Here is a 404-nt window from a genome sequence, read left to right as displayed (position 1 = left end):
ATATCAGCTGCACCGACAACGAGACCAGCAATACCACAAATCACCAGTAACCGCCCAAATCGAGATAGTCGACGCCGGTTCACGCACTCACACCTCGAGACTTCGTGGTGGACTGTGCTTCGGTGGATTCGTCGATTGTGACGTTCGAGTAGCGAACGGTTTCAGTCACAGTCTGCCCGTCACTCGCCGTCCACGTAGTCACTATTTTGAGTGGGATCATTCTTTCCGTGTCGACCCAGAGGTGGCGTTCCACGGCCACATCTTTCGCGGTCGTTTCGTTCTGGTGTGGTGTGAGGGCCACGACAACGGTTTTCCTCTCGTCGATCACTGCAGTTCGCTCGACGCTAACGTTGTTCGTCCGCACAAGTTCCGCAGCAAGCATACCGTACGACGGGACTCGCCCG

Annotated in this window: 1 pseudogene; it reads right to left on the bottom strand. The window is 55.9% G+C overall.

From position 1 onward, the window contains the following. Nucleotides 1-79: 79 nt before the first annotated feature. Nucleotides 80-404 (bottom strand): annotated as a pseudogene (locus AUR66_RS12185) (LolA family protein); the annotation flags it as partial.

It is taken from the genome of Haloferax profundi, assembly GCF_001469865.1.
Taxonomy (GTDB): Archaea; Halobacteriota; Halobacteria; order Halobacteriales; family Haloferacaceae; genus Haloferax; species Haloferax profundi.
The sequence above is the reverse complement of the archived record's forward strand: the minus strand, read 5'-3'. Positions and strand labels throughout refer to the sequence as shown.